The organism is Pseudomonas sp. MDT1-17 (genome assembly GCF_054898105.1).
In genome coordinates this window covers 2,229,698-2,247,636 of the sequence record NZ_JBUBVM010000001.1, presented here as the reverse complement: position 1 = coordinate 2,247,636, position 17,939 = coordinate 2,229,698, and the positions used below count along the sequence as shown (strand labels likewise).

Sequence of the window (17,939 nt, the reverse complement as noted above, 5' to 3'; positions counted from 1 at the left end):
CCCCCATCAATCCATGAAGCCCTGAAGCTTCAACTCGATAGAGCGAGGGTTTTCACCTTCGGCGATCGACAAAATGCCTTCCAACAACATTTCGCGATAACGCGATTGCCGCAAAGCGACGGACTTGAGTTTGGCGGCAATCGGCAGCAGCACCAGGTTGGCACTGGCCACGCCATAGATGGTCGCGACGAAGGCCACGGCAATGCCGCTGCCCAGCTGCGATGGATCGGCCAGGTTGCCCATCACGTGGATCAGGCCCATCACCGCACCGATGATGCCGATGGTCGGGGCGTAGCCGCCCATGCTTTCGAAGAATTTGGCGGCTTCGATGTCGCGGCTTTCCTGGGTGTAGAAATCCACTTCCAGAATGCTTCGAATCGCTTCCGGCTCGGCGCCGTCCACCAGCAGTTGCAGGCCTTTGCGCGAGTAGTTGTCGGGTTCGGCGTCGGCCACCCCTTCCAGACCGAGCAGGCCTTCCTTGCGTGCGGTCAGGCTCCAGTTGACGACGCGATCAACGCCACCGGCGAGGTCGATGCGTGGAGGGAACAGGATCCAGGCCAGAATCTGCATGGCACGCTTGAAGGCGCTCATCGGCGACTGCAGCAGCGCCGCACCGACGGTTCCACCGATAACGATCAACGCCGCCGGGCCATTGGCCAGTGCGCCGAGGTGACCGCCTTCAAGGTAGTTGCCGCCAATGATGGCGACAAACGCCAGGATGATCCCGATAAGGCTTAAAACATCCATCAGATACAAGCCTCGACCAGATGCTTGCCAATATCGTCCAGCCCGTACACCGCGTCGGCGAGTTCGGCTTTGACGATGGCCATCGGCATGCCGTAGATCACGCAGCTGGCTTCATCCTGGGCCCAGATCGAGCTGCCGCCCTGCTTGAGCAGACGCGCGCCTTCGCGACCATCGGCGCCCATGCCGGTCAATACCACCGCCAGAACTTTGTCACCGTAAGACTTGGCCGCGGAACCGAAGGTGATGTCCACGCACGGCTTGTAGTTCAAACGCTCGTCGCCCGGGAGGATTTTCACCGCACCACGGCCGTCGATCATCATTTGCTTGCCACCCGGTGCCAGCAGCGCCAGGCCCGGACGCAAGATGTCGCCATCCTCGGCTTCCTTGACGCTGATGCGGCAGAGTTTGTCCAGACGTTCGGCGAAGGCTTTGGTGAAAGCCGCCGGCATGTGCTGGATCAATACGATGGGGGCGGGAAAGTTGGCCGGCAATTGGGTCAGAACCCGCTGCAGGGCAACCGGACCACCGGTGGACGTGCCGATGGCGACCAATTTGTAGGCTTTGCGTTTCGGTGCAGGCGACGATGAGGCGGGTGCGTGCGTACGCGCCGGAATCGGAGCTGGTGCCGGACGCGCAGGTGCGCTGCTGCCGTAGCTGCTGACGCTCGAAGGCGTCGGAGCTGGCGCGGCGACGGGTGCCGGAGCGCTGTAGGTGCTGGCACGACGGTTACTGCGCGAGATGCTGAGAATCTTCTCGCACAGCAGTTGCTTGACCTTCTCCGGGTTGCGGGAGATGTCTTCGAAATTCTTCGGAAGGAAGTCCACCGCGCCGGCGTCCAGCGCATCGAGAGTGACCCGAGCGCCTTCGTGGGTCAGCGAGGAAAACATCAACACCGGGGTCGGGCAGCGCTGCATGATGTGCCGCACCGCCGTGATGCCATCCATCATCGGCATCTCGTAGTCCATGGTGATCACGTCTGGCTTGAGGGCCAGCGCCTGATCGATCGCCTCTTTTCCGTTGGTCGCCGTGCCGACGACCTGGATATTCGGATCCGCTGAAAGAATTTCCGAGACGCGGCGGCGGAAAAACCCCGAATCGTCCACCACCAGGACTTTGACTGCCATAAACACTCCGTTAGACGGAGCGAGGCTCAGTCGCCCCGCTCCACCAGAATCAAATACGCCGTGCGGCGTAACGCTTGAGCATGCTCGGTACATCGAGAATCAGCGCAATGCGGCCGTCACCGGTGATGGTGGCGCCGGACATGCCCGGGGTTCCCTGGAGCATTTTGCCCAATGGCTTGATGACCACTTCTTCCTGGCCCACCAGTTGATCGACGACGAAGCCGATCCGCTGAGTGCCCACCGAAAGGATCACCACATGGCCCTCGCGCTGCTCTTCGTGAGCGGCGGAGGCGACCAGCCAGCGTTTGAGGTAGAACAGTGGCAGTGCCTTGTCCCGCACGATCACCACTTCCTGGCCGTCCACCACGTTGGTGCGCGACAGGTCGAGGTGGAAGATCTCGTTGACGTTCACCAGCGGGAACGCAAACGCCTGGTTGCCGAGCATGACCATCAGCGTCGGCATGATCGCCAGGGTCAACGGGACCTTGATGACGATCTTCGAGCCCTGGCCCTTGGTCGAGTAGATGTTGATCGAACCGTTGAGCTGGGAAATCTTGGTTTTCACCACGTCCATGCCCACGCCACGACCCGATACGTCAGAGATCTCGGTTTTGGTCGAGAACCCTGGCGCAAAAATCAGGTTGTAGCACTCGGTGTCGCTCAAGCGATCGGCCGCGTCCTTGTCCATCACACCGCGTTTTACCGCGATGGAACGCAGGACGTTCGGGTCCATGCCTTTGCCGTCATCGGAGATCGACAGCAGGATGTGGTCGCCTTCCTGTTCAGCAGCGAGGATGACCTTGCCGCCGCGGGACTTGCCCGACGCTTCACGCTCTTCCGGCGATTCGATGCCGTGGTCGACCGCGTTGCGCACCAAGTGGACCAGCGGGTCGGCCAGGGCCTCGACGAGGTTCTTGTCGAGGTCGGTTTCTTCGCCGACCAGTTCCAGGATGATCTCTTTCTTGAGCTGGCGTGCCAGGTCGCGAACCAGACGCGGGAAGCGCCCGAAGACCTTCTTGATCGGTTGCATCCGGGTCTTCATGACCGCGGTTTGCAGGTCGGCCGTGACCACGTCGAGGTTCGACACGGCTTTGGACATGGCTTCGTCGCCGCTGTTGAGGCCCAGACGGACCAAGCGGTTACGCACCAGTACCAACTCGCCGACCATGTTCATGATTTCGTCGAGACGCGCGGTATCGACCCGCACGGTGGTCTCGGCTTCGCTGGCCGGTTTTTCCGCCGGTGGCGCGGCCGGGGCACGAGCCGGAGCCGGTGCAGCAGCAACAGGCTTCGGTGCTTCGGCTTTGGGCTCGGGCGCTTTGGCGACGGGTTTCGGTGCAACAGCCTTGGCCACCGGGGCCACAACCGAAGCGCTGGCGCCCGACACGGTACCGACTTCAGTGAACTTGCCTTTGCCGTGCAATTCGTCGAGCAGCGATTCGAACTCGTGATCGGAGATCAGATCGCTGCCAGCCGCTTTAGCGGTTGGCGCAGCCGGGACAGGCGCCGCAGCAATGGCCGATTCCAGCGCATCAACGGCAAAGTTGCCCTTGCCGTGCAGTTGATCGAGCAGTGCTTCGAACTCGTCGTCGGTGATATCGGAGCTGTCGCCTGCCGCTTTCGGGGCAACCGGTGCGGCGGGCGCAGGGACTACCGCATCGACGGCGAACTGGCCTTTGCCGTGCAACTGATCGAGCAACGACTCGAACTCGGCATCGGTGATTTCGTCGCTGGCAGCGGCATTACCCACTGGCAGCGGAGCAGCCGCCGGGGCCTCGGCCTGCGCCTTGACGGCGTTCAGCGAGTCCAGCAGTTGTTCGAATTCGTTATCGGTGATGTCGCCCGACTCGCTGTCAGCAGCCGGTGTCTCGACCACTTCGGCAACCGGTGCGGCTTCAGCAGTTTGCGGCTCGGCCAGACGGGCCAGAGCGGCAAGCAATTCAGGCGTGGCCGCCGTGATCGGGCTGCGCTCGCGGACTTCGGTGAACATGCCGTTCACCGCATCCAGCGCTTCGAGAACCACGTCCATCAATTCCGAGTCGACGCGACGCTCACCCTTGCGCAGGATGTCGAACACGTTCTCGGCGATGTGACAGCACTCCACCAGCTCGTGGAGCTGGAGGAAGCCGGCGCCTCCTTTTACAGTGTGAAAACCGCGAAAAATTGCATTGAGCAAGTCCGCATCATCAGGTCGGCTTTCAAGCTCGACCAGCTGTTCGGACAGTTGCTCTAGAATCTCGCCGGCCTCAACCAGGAAATCCTGAAGGATCTCTTCATCGGCGCCGAAGCTCATTAAGGGGGTGCTCCCGAGGTCTAAAAACCTAAAAAACCTAAAATGCTAAAACTCTAAAATCCTAGGCTGGATAACAAATCGTCCACATCGTCCTGACCGGACACAACGTCTTCTCTTTTATCGGCATGAATCTGCGGACCTTCACCCTGAGAGAGATGTTTTTGCGGATCTTTTTCAGCCAGCATCGCTTCACGGTCATGTTCGATGCCCGCAAAGCGGTCCACCTGACTGGCCATGAGCACGAGCTTGAGCAGGTTGCTTTCAACTTCGGTGACCAATTGGGTCACACGCTTGATCACCTGACCGGTGAGGTCCTGGTAATCCTGAGCGAGCAGAATGTCGTTGAGGTTGCTCGACACCACGCGATTGTCTTCGCTGCTGCGTGTCAGGAAACCGTCGACTCGCCGGGCCAGTTCGCGGAACTCTTCAGCCCCGACTTCGCGACGCATGAACCGTCCCCAATCGGTGCTCAAGGCCTGGGCTTCATTGCTCAGGCCGTTGACCAGCGGTGTGGCGTTTTCCACCAGATCCATGGTGCGGTTGGCTGCGGCCTCGGTCAGCTTGACCACATAGCCCAGACGCTCGGTGGCATCCGTGATCTGTGACACTTCCTCGGCTTGTGGCATGTTCGGGTCAATCTGGAAATTGACGATCGCGCTATGCAGCTCGCGAGTGAGCTTGCCCACTTCTTGATACAGGCCGCGGTCACGGGTCTGGTTGAGCTCATGGATCAGTTGCACGGCGTCGCCGAACCTGCCTTTTTCAAGGCTTTCGACCAGTTCGACAGCGTGTTTTTTCAGGGTCGACTCGAAATCGCCCTGTGAAGTTTCGATATGCTCCATAGCTCCCCCGTGGCGCAGTTTCTCAACCGATGCGTTCGAAAATCTTTTCGATTTTTTCTTTCAACGCCTGGGCCGTAAAGGGTTTGACCACATAGCCGTTAACACCGGCCTGGGCTGCCTCGATGATCTGCTCACGCTTGGCTTCAGCGGTCACCATCAGCACCGGCAGGTGCTTGAGCTTTTCATCGGCGCGCACGTGGCGCAGCAAATCGATACCGGTCATGCCAGGCATGTTCCAGTCTGTTACCAGAAAGTCGATGCTGCCACTGTTGAGAACCGGAATGGCAGTGATGCCGTCGTCAGCCTCGACCGTGTTGGTGAACCCAAGGTCACGCAACAGGTTTTTTATGATCCGCCGCATCGTTGAGAAGTCATCAACGATGAGGATTTTCATGTTCTTGTTCAATTCGACCTCCAAGCAGTCTTAAACGCGCCCAGCACCTGGACGCGCCATTTCAATCAATCCGGCAAAGCACTCAATGACTGTCTGGAGCACAACAGATCGGGACCCGTGCGGTTCAACACCCCACCAGCCGCGTTCGCAGTGTCCCCACACTGCCTTCAGCGCGCTCGCCACTCCCCCAAACGCCCCCGCAAACGGGCCGCGCACTGGCTGTGTAACTGGCTGACCCGAGATTCGCTGACCCCCAGGACCTCACCGATTTCCTTGAGATTCAACTCTTCGTCGTAGTACAGCGCCAACACCAGTCGCTCACGCTCCGGCAAATTGGCAATCGCGTCCGCCAGTGCCATCTGGAAGCGTTCATCTTCCAGGTCGCGCGACGGCTCGAGATGAGCACTGGCACCATCCTCGTGCAGCCCTTCGTGTTCGCCGTCTTGCAACAGATCGTCGAAACTGAATAACCGGCTGCCCAGGGTGTCGTTCAAAATCCCGTAATAATCGTCGAGACTCAATTGGAGTTCGGCCGCAACCTCGTGATCTTTAGCGTCACGACCGGTTTTAGCTTCAATCGAGCGAATGGCGTCGCTGACCATCCGGGTATTGCGGTGGACCGAACGTGGCGCCCAGTCCCCCTTGCGTACTTCATCGAGCATCGCGCCGCGGATTCGAATGCCCGCGTACGTCTCGAAACTCGCGCCTTTGCTGGCGTCGTATTTGGTCGACACTTCAAGCAGGCCGATCATCCCGGCCTGGATCAGGTCTTCGACCTGGACACTGGCCGGCAGACGCGCCAGCAAGTGGTAGGCAATGCGTTTAACCAGTGGCGCGTAACGCTCGATCAGCTCGTACTGCGCGTCACGTGCCGATTTCTTGTAGAGGTTGTAGCCGCTGGCTGTCATAGCACCGGTCCTGCCGTTTGTTGCACGAGGCGCTCGACGAAAAACTCCAGGTGCCCACGCGGGTTGGCAGGCAATGGCCAGGTATCGACCTTCTGTGCAATGGCCTTGAACGCCAGGGAGCACTTGGAACGCGGGAAGGCTTCATAGACGGCGCGCTGTTTCTGCACGGCCTTACGCACGCTTTCGTCGTAAGGCACCGCACCGACGTATTGTAAGGCGACGTCGAGGAAGCGATCCGTGACCTTGGTCAACTTGGCAAACAGGTTGCGACCTTCCTGCGGGCTCTGGGCCATGTTGGCCAGGACGCGGAAGCGGTTCATGCCGTAATCGCGGTTTAGCAATTTGATCAGTGCGTAGGCATCCGTGATCGAAGTCGGTTCGTCGCAGACCACCAGCAAGACTTCTTGCGCTGCGCGAACGAAACTGACGACAGAGTCGCCAATGCCCGCAGCGGTGTCGATCACCAATACGTCGAGGTTGTCGCCGATATCGCTGAACGCCTGGATCAGGCCGGCGTGTTGGGCCGGGCTCAGATGAACCATGCTCTGTGTGCCGGACGCCGCCGGGACGATGCGGATGCCGCCAGGGCCCTGCAACAGTACGTCGCGCAGCTCACAGCGGCCTTCGATCACGTCGGCTAACGTACGTTTGGGTGTCAGTCCCAGCAGGACGTCGACGTTCGCCAGCCCCAGATCGGCGTCCAGCAGCATGACGCGCCGGCCGAGCTCAGCTAGAGCCAGGGACAAGTTCACTGACACGTTAGTTTTCCCGACGCCACCTTTGCCGCCGGTCACCGCGATCACCTGTACGGGATGCATGCTGCCCATGAATTTTCTTTACCTTGTCTTACTTGACGGAGGCCACATTACTGGCTGCGCGTTCAAAAAATGAACAATGCATGGCAGACCATCGATGTAGGTACAAAAACTGTTCATTAATACCTCAGCCGACCTGCTTGGTCGGGCTGTGGTAAATATCAGCGAACATGTCAGCCATGGCTTCTTCGCTGGGTTCTTCCTGCATTTGCACGCTGACGGCGCGACTGACCAACTGATGACGACGCGGCAGATGCAAATCATCCGGAATCCGCGGGCCATCAGTCAGGTAGGCCACCGGCAATTCATGACTGATGGCCAGGCTCAACACCTCACCCAGACTTGCCGTTTCATCCAGTTTAGTCAGGATGCACCCGGCGAGGCCGCAGCGTTTGTAACTGTGATAAGCGGCTGTTAGAACCTGTTTCTGGCTGGTGGTTGCCAACACTAGATAATTCTTCGATTTGATCCCACGACCGGCCAGGCTTTCGAGCTGCATGCGCAGTGCCGGATCGCTGGCCTGAAGGCCCGCGGTATCGATCAGCACCACGCGCTTGCGCAGCAAGGGTTCCAGCGCCTGCACCAGTGACTGGCCCGGGTCGACGTGAGTCACCGACACATTGAGGATCCGGCCAAGGGTCTTGAGCTGCTCCTGAGCACCAATACGGTAGCTGTCCATGCTCACCAGCGCGATATTCTGCGCGCCGTACTTGAGCACGTAGCGGGCGGCGAGCTTGGCCAGCGTAGTGGTCTTGCCCATGCCGGCAGGGCCGACCATGGCAATCACACCGCCCTCTTCCAGCGGCTCGATTTCCGGTGTGGCGATCATCCGCGCCAGGTGCGCCAGCAACATGCGCCAGGCCTGACGAGGTTCTTCAATATCGGTAATCAGCGCCAGCAAATCGCGCGACAACGGGCCGGACAGGCCGATGCGTTGCAGGCGACGCCAAAGATTGGCCTGGGCCGGACGGCTGCCTTGCAGCTGATTCCAGGCCAGGGAGCCGAGTTGCACTTCCATCAGTTCGCGCAAACTGTTGAGTTCGAAACGCATCGAGTCGAACGCCCGCGGGTCCACACCACCGGAGGCTGGCGCAGCGGCCGGTGCAGGGCGACGGGGTTCGGCGCAGGTCGGTTCGATCAGCGGCTCGGCGGCGGTCAGTGGCAGGCCGGCGAACAACTGGCGATTGGTGCTCTTGTCGCTCTCGCCTTCGCCTCGCAGGCTCAGTTCGGCCTGGGCGGTAACGATCCGCGACTGGGTCTTGCGCAGTTCGTCTTCGAGTTCCATGTTCGGAACGCGCGGGGCCAGCGCCGACAATTTGTAATCCAGGGCAGCCGTCAGCTCGACACCACCGGCGATCCGGCGGTTGCCAATAATGGCGGCATCAGCGCCCAGCTCATCACGAACCAGTTTCATGGCCTGACGCATATCGGCGGCGAAAAAACGCTTAACTTGCATAAACCACTACCTCAGCCGTTGGGCCCTACTGTCGCAACGATGGTCACTTGCTTGTTGTCAGGAATTTCCTGATACGCCAACACGTGCAAACCCGGGACTGCCAATCGGCCGAATCGCGACAGCATCGCGCGAACCGGACCGGCTACCAGCAGAATCACCGGTTGACCTTGCATTTCCTGACGCTGCGCCGCATCGATTAACGAGCGTTGCAGTTTTTCAGCCATGCTTGGCTCCAACAGAACGCCCTCTTCCGAGCCTTGTCCTGCCTTCTGAAGACTATTGAGCAATATTTGTTCCAACCTTGGCTCCAGGGTGATCACTGGTAGCTCGGAGTCAGTGCCTACAATGCTTTGGACGATTGCGCGGGATACGCCGACGCGCACGGCGGCCACCAGCGCGGCAGTATCTTGACTCTTGGCGGCATTGTTGGCGATGGCCTCGGCAATGCTGCGAATGTCCCGTACTGGCACCTGTTCGGCCAGCAAAGCCTGCAAAACTTTAAGCAGCTGCGACAGAGACACCACGCCAGGTACCAGCTCCTCGGCCAGTTTAGGCGAGCTTTTGGCCAGCAATTGCATGAGTTGCTGCACTTCTTCGTGACCGATCAACTCGCTCGAATGCTTGTACAGAATCTGGTTCAAGTGAGTTGCCACTACCGTACTGGCATCGACCACGGTGTAACCGAGGGATTGCGCCTGGGCACGCTGGCTGATTTCGATCCAGACCGCCTCCAGACCGAAAGCCGGATCTTTGGCGGTAATGCCGTTGAGCGTCCCGTAGACCTGACCCGGGTTGATCGCCAGTTCGCGGTCCGGGTAAATCTCCGCTTCGGCCAGGATCACCCCCATCAGGGTCAGGCGATAGGCGCTCGGCGCCAGGTCGAGGTTGTCACGGATATGCACGGTCGGCATCAGGAAGCCCAGGTCCTGGGACAGCTTCTTGCGCACGCCTTTGATTCGCGCCAGCAACTGACCACCCTGGTTGCGGTCCACCAGCGGAATCAGCCGGTACCCGACTTCCAGGCCGATCATGTCGATCGGGGTGACGTCGTCCCAGCCCAGCTCCTTGGTTTCCTGAGCGCGGGCGGGTGATGGCAACAGTTCCTGCTGACGCTTGACCTCTTGCAGGGCCTGAACCTTGACCCCGTTCTGCTTCTTCCAGAACAGGTACGCGCCGCCGGCCGCCAGGGCCGCCATGCTGAGAAAGGAGAAGTGCGGCATGCCGGGCACCAGGCCCATGACCGCCATCATACCCGCCGCCACTGCCAACGCTTTCGGCGAGGCGAACATCTGGCGATTGATCTGTTTGCCCATGTCTTCCGAGCCGGACGCACGGGTCACCATGATCGCTGCAGCGGTGGACAACAGCAGTGATGGCAATTGCGCCACCAAACCGTCACCGATGGTCAACAGCGCGTAAACCTTGCCGGCGTCACCGAAGCTCATGCCGTGCTGGAAGATACCGACGGCCATGCCGCCGATCAGGTTAATGAACAGAATCAGCAGGCCGGCAATGGCGTCACCGCGCACGAACTTGCTGGCACCGTCCATGGAACCGTAGAACTCGGCTTCCTGGGCCACTTCCATCCGGCGCATTTTGGCCTGGTTCTGGTCGATCAGGCCGGCGTTCAAGTCGGCGTCGATTGCCATTTGTTTACCGGGCATCGCATCGAGGGTGAAGCGCGCGCTCACTTCGGAAATCCGCCCGGCACCCTTGGTCACCACAACGAAGTTGATGATCATCAAAATCGCGAAGACGACGATACCGACCACGTAGTTTCCGCCGATCACCACCTCACCGAAGGCCTGGATCACCTTACCGGCGGAGGCATGGCCGTCCTGACCGTGGAGCATTACTACGCGGGTGGAAGCTACGTTCAACGCCAGCCGCAGTAGCGTCGCCACCAGCAGGATGGTCGGGAACACGGCAAAATCCAATGGCCGCAAGGCGTACACGCAGACCAGCAGAACGACGATCGATAGCGCAATGTTGAACGTGAAAAACACGTCCAGCAGGAACGGCGGGATCGGCAACATCATCATTGCCAGCATAACCAACAGCAACAACGGCACACCCAGATTGCCCCGACTTAGATCGGCAACGTTTGTGCGAGCACTGTTGAGTAACTGAGAGCGATCCACCGGTATTCCCCGTTCCTTTAAAGCAAACTTTTGACGCCTGAAGCAGGCGCAAAGCGGCTACTGCAAGAAACCTTCCAACTTTTGCGGGGGGTTGAAACAGAGGGATTTATCAGCGGAATTTGTACTGTGGACCGGCAGCTGCTACAAGCGCCTCTCTCAGGAATCGCGCCGCAGATCCGGCGGAATCGGCAGATCGCCCTTGAGCGGATCCGGGCGCTTGCCCTTGCCGGCGCGGTGCTGGCGGATCTGGTAGACGTAAGCGAGCACCTGGGCGACAGCAAGATAGAGCCCGCCAGGGATTTCCTGATCAAGTTCGGTGGAGTAGTAGATCGAACGTGCCAGCGCCGGCGACTCAAGCAGCAGCACGTCGTTGGCCACAGCGATTTCACGGATCTTCAAAGCCAGGAAGTCGCTGCCCTTGGCGATCAGCATCGGCGCCCCGCCCTTGTCCGGATCGTACTTGAGCGCTACGGCGTAGTGGGTCGGGTTGGTGATGACCACATCGGCGTCGGGGATCGCAGCCATCATCCGGCGCTGGGACATGTCGCGCTGCAGCTGGCGTATCCGTTGTTTGACCTCCGGCCGCCCTTCCTGATCTTTATGCTCGTCACGCACTTCCTGCTTGGTCATCAGCAGTTTCTTGTGGCTCTCCCAGAGCTGCACCGGCACATCCACCGCAGCGATAACGATCAGTCCGCAAGACATCCACAACGTACTCCAGCCCACCACCTGCAAGCAGTGGATGATGGCCAGTTCCAATGGTTCGTGTGCGATGCGTATCAGGTCATCAATGTCCGATGACAACACCAAAAGCGCCACGGTAAGGGTGATGAAAAATTTCGCCAGCGCCTTGAGCAGCTCAGCCACAGCCTTGAACGAAAACATGCGTTTGAGGCCGGCAGCGGGGTTCATCCGACTGAACTTCGGTGCCAGGGAACTGGCCGCGAACAGCCAGCCGCCCAGGGAAATCGGCCCGATCAATGCTACCAGGACCAGGGTGATCATGATGGGTTGAATCGCCAGCAACGCCATCAGCCCCGAGCTCATCAGATAAGTGCCCATCGAGCGCTGATCGAGGATGACTTCTCGCGGCAGGGAAAAATTCTGTCGCATCAACTCCATCAAATCCTGCGCCAGGGCTCCGCCGAAAATCAGCAGCGCAGCGGAACCAGCCAGCATGATCGCCAGCGTGTTGAGCTCCTTGGAACGCGCAATCTCGCCTTTCTCACGAGAGTCCTTTTTACGTTTCTCCGTGGGGTCTTCTGTTTTGTCCTGACCGCTTTCGCTCTCAGCCATGACTCAGCGCGCCTGTGCCAGTTCGCGTAAAAACTGCAAGGCCTCGGAGGCCAGCGGTTGATACTGATTGAGGATGTCCGCAAGCCCCACCCAGAGGATGTACATCCCGAGCACCAGGGTCAGCGGGAAGCCAATGGAGAAGATGTTCAGCTGCGGCGCCGACCGGGTCATGATGCCAAACGCAATGTTCACTACCAGCAGCGCGGTGATCGCTGGCAGCACCAGCATAAGAGCAGCCCCAAGGACCCAACCGAGCTTGCCGGCGAGCTCCCAGAAATGATTGACCATCAACCCGCTACCGACGGGCAGCGTGGTGAAGCTTTCGGTGAGGACTTCGAACACCACCAGATGGCCATTCATCGACAGGAACAACAGCGTCACCAGCATGGTGAAGAACTGCCCGATCACTGCCACCGACACACCGTTGGTAGGGTCGACCATGGAAGCGAAGCCCATGCCCATCTGAATGGAGACGATCTGCCCGGCAATCACGAAGGCCTGGAAGAACAGCTGCAAGGAGAACCCCAGTACCGCGCCGATGATGATCTGCTCGGCGATCAGCAGCAGCCCGCTCAGATCCAGCGCATTCACCGGCGGCATGGGTGGCAGGCCGGGGGCGATGACCACCGTGATGGCCACAGCAAAATAGAGGCGGATCCGCGTGGGCACCAGGCTCGTACCGAATATCGGCATGACCATCAGCAACGAACCGACGCGAAACAGCGGCAACATGAACGTCGCCACCCAGGTACTGATCTGGGTGTCAGTCAGCTGGAGCAGCGACATGGCTTAGCCGATAACCTGAGGAATATTGCCGTACAACTGCAGGATGTATTCCATGAAGGTCTGCACCAGCCACGGACCGGCGACAATCAGCGTCACCAGCATCACCAGCAAGCGCGGCAGAAAGCTCAGCGTCTGTTCGTTGATCTGCGTAGCGGCCTGGAACATTGCCACCAACAGGCCCACGAGCAAACTCGGAATCACCAGCACGGCAACCATCAAGGTGGTCAGCCACAGCGCCTCCCGGAAGATGTCTACCGCAACTTCTGGCGTCATGGCGACACACCGCCGAAGCTGCTCGCCAGCGTACCGATGATCAACGCCCAGCCATCCACCAGCACAAAGAGCATGATCTTGAACGGCAGCGAAATGATCAGCGGCGAGAGCATCATCATGCCCATGGCCATCAGCACACTGGCCACGACCAGGTCGATGATCAGGAACGGAATGAAGATCATGAAGCCAATCTGGAACGCGGTTTTCAGCTCGGACGTGACGAACGCCGGTACCAGGATCGTCAGTGGCGCCTGATCCGGCGACGCAATATCAGTGCGCTTGGACAGACGCATGAACAACTCCAGATCGCTGCTGCGGGTCTGGGCGAGCATGAAGTCCTTGATGGGCACCTGAGCCTTGGCCACGGCGTCTTGAGCGGTGAGTTTCTCCGCCAGATAGGGCTGCAAGGCATCCTGGTTAACCCGGTCGAACACCGGCGCCATGATGAACAGCGTCAGAAACAGCGCCATGCCCGTGAGGATCTGGTTAGACGGTGTCTGCTGCAGACCCAGGGCCTGACGCAAGATCGAGAAGACGATGATGATCCGGGTGAAACTGGTCATCAGCATGACGAACGCCGGGATAAAACTCAGCGCGGTCATGATCAGCAGGATTTGCAGGCTGACCGAGTATTCCTGAGCGCCATTGGCATTGGTGCCCAGGGTAATCGCCGGGATCGACAACGGATCGGCGGCGAACGCCAGCGGCGCGGCCAGCATCAGGGCCAGCGTCAAGACGATGCGTAACGCACCCATTACTTCTTATCCTTCTGATCCTTGCCCATCAGTTCCATCAGGCGCTGGGCAAACTCGGGGGTCGCTTTTTCAGTACCGCCGGGCACTTGCACCGGCTCTTTGAGCACATGCAACGCAGTGATGGTGCCGGGGCTCAAGCCAAGCAGAATCTGCTCGTTGCCGACCTGCACCAGCATCAACCGGTCGCGAGGGCCAAGCGCGCGGGAACCGATCAGCTCGATCACCTGCCCTTTGCCGGCCGGCCCGGCCTGTTGCACCCGACGCAGCAACCAGGCGAGGAAGAAGATCAACCCCAGCACCAGCAGCAAACCGAACACCAACTGCGTCAATTGCCCGGCCACACCGCTGCTGACCGCAGGTGCAGCGGCGGCAGCCGTCGCCACTGGCTCGGCAGCCAGAACGCTGAACGGAAAGGCCAGCGCTAATCCCGGCAAGCATCCCAAAAGCTTTTTCACTTAGCGCAGCTTCTTGATGCGTTCGCTTGGGCTGATCACGTCAGTCAGGCGGATGCCGAACTTCTCGTTGACCACCACCACCTCACCGTGAGCGATGAGCGTGCCGTTGACCAGCACGTCCAGCGGTTCACCGGCCAGACGATCGAGCTCGATGACCGAACCCTGGTTAAGCTGCAGCAGGTTGCGGATGTTGATGTCGGTGCTGCCGACTTCCATGGAAATCGATACCGGGATATCGAGGATCACATCCAGGTTCGGACCGTCCAGGGTGACTGGATTGTTGTTTTTCGGCACGCTGCCGAACTCTTCCATCGCGAGACGATTGGACGGCGAACTGGCAGCGTCGGCGGCCAGCAAGGCATCGATGTCGTCCTGCCCGGCATCGCCGGTTTCTTCCAGGGCAGCCGCCCATTCATCGGCCAGTGCCTGGTCGTCCTGGGTATTCATATTGTCAGCCATCAATTTGTCCTCGGCGGGCAACCATTCAATGAGAAGCCGTCAGTTAAAAGCGAATGTGTACGAGCGCCAATCAACGGCGCTCGATCGGCTCGATCACTTGCAACGCGAGGTTGCCTTTGTGCGAGCCCATCTTGACCTTGAACGCAGGCACGCCGTTGGCGCGCATGATCATTTCTTCCGGCATCTCGACCGGGATAATGTCCCCCGGCTGCATGTGCAGAATGTCCCGCAGGCGCAACTGACGACGAGCCACCGTGGCACCGATCGGTACGTCAACGTCCAGCACGTCCTGGCGCAAGGCATTGACCCAGCGTTCGTCCTGATCGTCGAGGTCCGACTGGAAGCCGGCGTCGAGCATTTCGCGTACCGGTTCGATCATCGAGTACGGCATGGTCACGTGCAGGTCGCCGCCGCCGCCATCGAGTTCAATGTGGAACGTCGACACCACAATGGCTTCGCTCGGACCGACGATGTTGGCCATGGCCGGGTTCACTTCCGAGTTGATGTACTCGAAGTTCACTTCCATGATCGCCTGCCAGGCTTCCTTCAAATCGACGAAGGCCTGCTCCAGCACCATGCGCACCACACGCAATTCGGTCGGGGTGAATTCACGCCCTTCGATCTTTGCGTGGCGGCCGTCGCCGCCGAAGAAGTTGTCCACCAGCTTGAACACCAGTTTGGCGTCGAGGATGAACAACGCGGTGCCGCGCAACGGTTTGATCTTGACCAGGTTGAGGCTGGTCGGCACGTACAGCGAGTGCACGTATTCGCCGAACTTCATCACCTGCACGCCACCGACGGCAACGTCCGCCGAGCGGCGCAGCATGTTGAACATGCTGATGCGGGTGTAGCGGGCGAAACGCTCGTTGATCATCTCCAGGGTCGGCATGCGCCCACGGACGATGCGATCCTGGCTGGTCAGGTCGTAGCTTTTGACGCTGCCGGGTTCGGCAGCGGTATCGGTCTGCACCAGACCATCGTCGACGCCATGCAACAGCGCATCGATCTCATCCTGGGACAGCAGGTCCTGCACGGCCATGTCGTGTTCCTACTGCAGTACGAAATTAGTGAAAAGCAACTGTTCGATGACCACTTTGCCGAGTTCTTTCTGCGCCACTTCCTGGACGCTGGCCGTGGCTTTCTGACGCAACATTTCCTGGCCGACCGGCGACGCCAGGGTGGCGAAGTCCTGGCCGGAGAACAGCATGACCAGGTTATTGCGGATGACCGGCATGTGCACTTTGAGCGCTTCCAGATCAGCTTGATTGCGACCCTGCATGGTGATGCTCACCTGCATGTAGCGCTGACGACCGCTCTGGTTGTAGTTGGCCACGAAGGCCGGAGCCATGGGCTCGAAAATCGCTGGCTGCTTGCCGACCGGGGCTGTTTCCGCCGCGGCGGCAGGCTTGCTCTGGGCGCTGTGCATGAAGAACCAGGTCGCCCCCACGGACAAGCCGATCGCCAGCAGCAGGGCCACCACGATCACGATGATCAGCTTGAGTTTGCCTTTGGTTGCGGGGTCTTTTACTGCTACTGCTTCGCTCTTCGCCATGCCAATAATCCGTCACTATTCGGGTTTTCACAGTCGCACGGCAAGGCAAGAGCAAGTGTTATGCCAGAAGTGTCTGAGGGAAAACTGGAAGGACAGTCGACCGTGGCCGAAAAGCAAAAGATCGCAGCCTTCGGCAGCTCCTACATTGGAATGTGTACATCCTGTAGGAGCTGCCGAAGGCTGCGATCTTTTAGGGGGCGCCGAGAATTATCAGGCGTAGTAGTCGACTGCGCTGGAGCCAATCACGCTGGTGGTGCTGGCCGCTACTTCGGCAACGTTAACCGGAAGTTCTTCGTCCATGGAATCGAGGCGACCACCGGTGGCGTTGGTGCGCCCGCCCTGGCCTTGGCCCTGTTGCGCCTGATCCTGCCCCTGACCCTGCCAGCCACGGGACTGGTCGGACACGTTGACGTCGACCTGGCCCATGCCCTGCTGCGCAAACATGTCACGCAAGCGATGCATTTGCCCGTCCAGCGCTTCGCGAACGCCTGGATGGGCGCTCATGAACGTCACCTGAGTCTGTTGATCCGGAACCATGTTCACCCGAATGTCCAGGCGCCCCAGTTCGGCCGGTTGCAACTGGATGTCGGCCGCCTTGAGATTGGCACTGGACAGGTACATGACCCGGTTCACTACTTCTTCGGTCCAGCCGCTCTGGTGCATGGCGATCGGCTGGTTCACCGGCAAGGCATTGGCGGTTTTCGGCGTTGCCGCTTGGGTCAGCGCTGCCAGACGATTGGCAAAGTCGTCGACCCGGGTATCGCCGGTCGCGGACTTCAGGTCCTTGAGACCGTCATCGATAAGACCACTGAAGGCCTTGTCGCCGCCCTGGCCGGTGCTGTCCTTGTCGGCCTGCACGTCGAGCATGCTCGTCATGCCCGCGGCAAAGTTCTGCGCCGAGGTCGACTCGCCGTCGGCCTGGACCTGGGCCGAGGTCGGTGCCGCCTTGGGCTGAGCCTGGCTGGAAGCAGAAACGTGCCCGCTCTGTTCCATGGCCATGCGCACGGCTGGCAGCGCGTCGAGAGGATCGGCTTCGGGGTCGAAATCGGTGTCAGTGGTTGCGGCGGGAAGGGTTGGCGCTGTAACGGCCGCAGCGATCGGCGCTTCGACCTGCGCGGCGGCTACCATTGGCGGAGTCGTCGGCACTGGCGCTGCCGGCTGGACTGCCTGCATCAATGCAGGATCGAGTGTCGGGTCAACAGGCGCGGCATCGGCGACTTGCGTCTGCGCAGCATCCGATCCGTCATCGCTGGCGGCCTTGTCATCAGTCGACGCCGGCTTATCGGCGGGCAAGGATTTGCCGCTATCGGCAACCGCCGGTTCCTGGGTGGCAGACGTGTTGTTGTCGACGTCCTTTTTGCCAGGGCTGTCCGGGGTCTTATCGCCTATTGGCTTGGCCGATCCATCACCCACCGCAGAGGGTTTGTTCCGGGCTTGATTGGCGTAGACCTGCGTGAAGCTGGACGCCTTGTCCCCAGGCTTAGCGGCCAGCGCCGGTGTATTGGCGGAAGCGGCTTGAGTCTTGGCCTGCGCGGTGGCCTGAATTAGCATATTGGGGGTAACGGGCATGGAACGGTCTCCGCTGCACTGGGATCGTAGGTACAGTTGACGAAGACTATTGCAAAGGTCACGCCAGGTTTGAG

General features: G+C 59.9%; 18 protein-coding genes. All 18 read right to left on the bottom strand.

Features of this window, described 5'->3' with window-relative positions:
* Positions 1 to 6 precede the first annotated feature (6 nt).
* Positions 7 to 747 (bottom strand): flagellar motor protein, encoded by a 741-nt coding sequence (locus tag ACYZTX_RS10405; protein ID WP_462033986.1) that lies wholly within the window; start codon positions 745 to 747, stop codon positions 7 to 9.
* Positions 747 to 1,871 (bottom strand): protein-glutamate methylesterase/protein-glutamine glutaminase, encoded by a 1,125-nt coding sequence (locus ACYZTX_RS10400; protein ID WP_462033985.1) that lies wholly within the window; start codon positions 1,869 to 1,871, stop codon positions 747 to 749. The genes ACYZTX_RS10405 and ACYZTX_RS10400 overlap by 1 nt, the downstream gene beginning before the upstream one ends.
* A gap of 49 nt (positions 1,872 to 1,920) precedes the next feature.
* Positions 1,921 to 4,164: a chemotaxis protein CheA gene (locus ACYZTX_RS10395; RefSeq protein ID WP_462033984.1), complete on the bottom strand. Its 2,244-nt coding sequence runs from the start codon at positions 4,162 to 4,164 to the stop codon at positions 1,921 to 1,923.
* Between the two features lie 53 nt (positions 4,165 to 4,217).
* Entirely contained in the window at positions 4,218 to 5,006 is a 789-nt protein-coding gene (locus ACYZTX_RS10390; RefSeq protein ID WP_462033983.1) for a protein phosphatase CheZ, read from the bottom strand.
* A 22-nt stretch (positions 5,007 to 5,028) separates the two neighbouring features.
* Positions 5,029 to 5,400, bottom strand: coding sequence for a chemotaxis response regulator CheY (locus ACYZTX_RS10385; protein WP_008006721.1), 372 nt, complete (start codon positions 5,398 to 5,400; stop codon positions 5,029 to 5,031).
* Between the two features lie 167 nt (positions 5,401 to 5,567).
* Positions 5,568 to 6,308, bottom strand: a complete 741-nt coding sequence (gene fliA, locus ACYZTX_RS10380; RefSeq protein ID WP_282377502.1) for an RNA polymerase sigma factor FliA — start codon at positions 6,306 to 6,308, stop codon at positions 5,568 to 5,570.
* A complete protein-coding gene (gene fleN, locus ACYZTX_RS10375) occupies positions 6,305 to 7,135 on the bottom strand; it encodes a flagellar synthesis regulator FleN (protein ID WP_008001746.1) in 831 nt (276 codons plus the stop codon). Before fleN ends, fliA begins: the two co-directional genes overlap by 4 nt.
* Positions 7,136 to 7,250: 115 nt before the next feature.
* Positions 7,251 to 8,579, bottom strand: coding sequence for a flagellar biosynthesis protein FlhF (gene flhF, locus ACYZTX_RS10370; RefSeq protein WP_462033982.1), 1,329 nt, complete (start codon positions 8,577 to 8,579; stop codon positions 7,251 to 7,253).
* 11 nt (positions 8,580 to 8,590) lie between these two features.
* Positions 8,591 to 10,720, bottom strand: a complete 2,130-nt coding sequence (gene flhA, locus ACYZTX_RS10365; RefSeq protein ID WP_462033981.1) for a flagellar biosynthesis protein FlhA — start codon at positions 10,718 to 10,720, stop codon at positions 8,591 to 8,593.
* A 156-nt stretch (positions 10,721 to 10,876) separates the two neighbouring features.
* Entirely contained in the window at positions 10,877 to 12,016 is a 1,140-nt protein-coding gene (flhB, locus tag ACYZTX_RS10360) for a flagellar biosynthesis protein FlhB (RefSeq protein WP_462033980.1), read from the bottom strand.
* 3 nt (positions 12,017 to 12,019) lie between these two features.
* Complete coding sequence (fliR, locus tag ACYZTX_RS10355) at positions 12,020 to 12,802, bottom strand: flagellar biosynthetic protein FliR (RefSeq protein ID WP_462033979.1); 783 nt, start codon at positions 12,800 to 12,802, stop codon at positions 12,020 to 12,022.
* 3 nt (positions 12,803 to 12,805) lie between these two features.
* Entirely contained in the window at positions 12,806 to 13,075 is a 270-nt protein-coding gene (gene fliQ / locus ACYZTX_RS10350; protein ID WP_462033978.1) for a flagellar biosynthesis protein FliQ, read from the bottom strand.
* The gene (gene fliP, locus ACYZTX_RS10345) at positions 13,072 to 13,830 is read right to left on the bottom strand and encodes a flagellar type III secretion system pore protein FliP (protein WP_027922366.1); all 759 of its coding nucleotides are present in this window, start codon (positions 13,828 to 13,830) and stop codon (positions 13,072 to 13,074) included. Before fliP ends, fliQ begins: the two co-directional genes overlap by 4 nt.
* Complete coding sequence (gene fliO, locus ACYZTX_RS10340) at positions 13,830 to 14,285, bottom strand: flagellar biosynthetic protein FliO (protein WP_462033977.1); 456 nt, start codon at positions 14,283 to 14,285, stop codon at positions 13,830 to 13,832. Before fliO ends, fliP begins: the two co-directional genes overlap by 1 nt.
* Positions 14,286 to 14,744: a flagellar motor switch protein FliN gene (gene fliN, locus ACYZTX_RS10335; RefSeq protein WP_462033976.1), complete on the bottom strand. Its 459-nt coding sequence runs from the start codon at positions 14,742 to 14,744 to the stop codon at positions 14,286 to 14,288.
* Positions 14,745 to 14,814: 70 nt separating this feature from the next.
* A complete protein-coding gene (gene fliM, locus ACYZTX_RS10330; RefSeq protein WP_008024584.1) occupies positions 14,815 to 15,783 on the bottom strand; it encodes a flagellar motor switch protein FliM in 969 nt (322 codons plus the stop codon).
* Between the two features lie 9 nt (positions 15,784 to 15,792).
* Positions 15,793 to 16,296 (bottom strand): flagellar basal body-associated protein FliL, encoded by a 504-nt coding sequence (fliL, locus tag ACYZTX_RS10325; protein ID WP_462033975.1) that lies wholly within the window; start codon positions 16,294 to 16,296, stop codon positions 15,793 to 15,795.
* Positions 16,297 to 16,506: 210 nt separating this feature from the next.
* Positions 16,507 to 17,865 (bottom strand): flagellar hook-length control protein FliK, encoded by a 1,359-nt coding sequence (locus ACYZTX_RS10320; RefSeq protein ID WP_462033974.1) that lies wholly within the window; start codon positions 17,863 to 17,865, stop codon positions 16,507 to 16,509.
* Positions 17,866 to 17,939: the final 74 nt, after the last annotated feature.